This window comes from Aeromonas sp. QDB17, assembly GCF_027705305.1.
GTDB lineage: Bacteria > Pseudomonadota > Gammaproteobacteria > Enterobacterales > Aeromonadaceae > Aeromonas > Aeromonas caviae.
This window is the reverse complement of record NZ_JAPDBP010000051.1, coordinates 1-1,213: the sequence shown is the minus strand read 5'-3', so window position 1 is coordinate 1,213 and position 1,213 is coordinate 1. Positions and strand designations below refer to the sequence as shown.

Here is a 1,213-nt window from a genome sequence, read left to right as displayed (position 1 = left end):
TGTAATGACCCACTGAAATCCTGCTCAGGTCATAATGAGTGGAGATCACAGACATGAGCATCACGATGGATGAAGAAATCAAACGTTGGACGGCCAAGCGCAAGTCCGCCTTGGTCATGGAAATCATTCAGGGCAAGACCACCGTCGCCGAAGCGGCTCGAGCCTTTGATTTGCCGCCCTCCGAGATTGAAGAATGGGTAGATGACGCCAAACGGGGCATGGAAAACGCCTTACGGGCCAAGCCACTGGATATTCGCGAGCAGTACGAGAAGCAGCTCAAGGAACTCCAGGAAGCTTATGGCGAGGCCATGCTGGAGTTACGCGCCAGAAAAAAGCTGGCCTCCCTGCTGGGCGAGGACGACAGATAGTCGCCGATGTTCAGCAGGGATTACGCGCAGAAGGTATTGATGTCTCCGTCAGCAAGCTCTGCCGCTGGTTTGGCCTGCCGCGTCGTAGTTGGTACTACCGCAGCGTCAAGGCCGCGCCCAAGCTTCAGGAGCATCTGGTCACCCCGATCAAAAACATGATTGAGGAGAACCCATCGTTCGGTTACCGGACGGTTGCAGCCCTGTTGGGGTTCAACAAGAACACGGTACAGCGCATCTTCCAGCTCAAGGGCTGGCAAGTTCGCAAGCGTCCGGTTGGGTTTCGCCCCCGGATCCAGGCCCTGCCTTCGGTGGCCTCAGCGCCCAACCAACGCTGGGCGACGGACCTATGCCGGATCTGGGCTGGTCGCGATGGCTGGTGTTCCTTGGCGCTGGTGATTGATTGCCATACCCGTGAACTACTGGGATGGCATCTCTCGCGCAGTGGTAAATCGAAAACGGCCGAGGCAGCGCTGGAGCAAGCCTTAATTGCTCGCTTCGGCAGCTTGGGACGAGTTGCATCGCCGTTTTTGTTACGTAGCGACAATGGGTTGGTGTTTACCAGCCGCAACTACACAGCACTGGTGAAGAGCTATGGGTTGCAGCAGGAGTTCATCACGCCGTACACGCCGGAACAAAACGGCATGGTCGAGCGGGTGATCAGAACGCTCAAGGAGCAGTGTGCCCATCGGCAGAGGTTCGAGACCTTGCAGCATGCCAGTCGGGTGATTGGCGACTGGATCCAGTTTTACAACCAGAAGCGTCCTCACCAGGCGCTAAAGATGAAAACACCGGCGCAGGCCTATGCCGAAGCCGCTTAGTTGTGCAGGAACGGCTGGGTCATTACA

Annotated in this window: 2 protein-coding genes; both read left to right on the top strand. The window is 57.0% G+C overall.

Annotation, left to right across the window (positions count from 1 at the left end):
- Positions 1–53: 53 nt before the first annotated feature.
- On the top strand, positions 54–368 hold the full coding sequence (locus OKC41_RS20995; protein WP_039026396.1) for a transposase: 315 nt from the start codon (positions 54–56) through the stop codon (positions 366–368).
- The gene (locus OKC41_RS20990) at positions 365–1,186 is read left to right on the top strand and encodes an IS3 family transposase (RefSeq protein ID WP_039026397.1); all 822 of its coding nucleotides are present in this window, start codon (positions 365–367) and stop codon (positions 1,184–1,186) included. The genes OKC41_RS20995 and OKC41_RS20990 overlap by 4 nt, the downstream gene beginning before the upstream one ends.
- Positions 1,187–1,213: the final 27 nt, after the last annotated feature.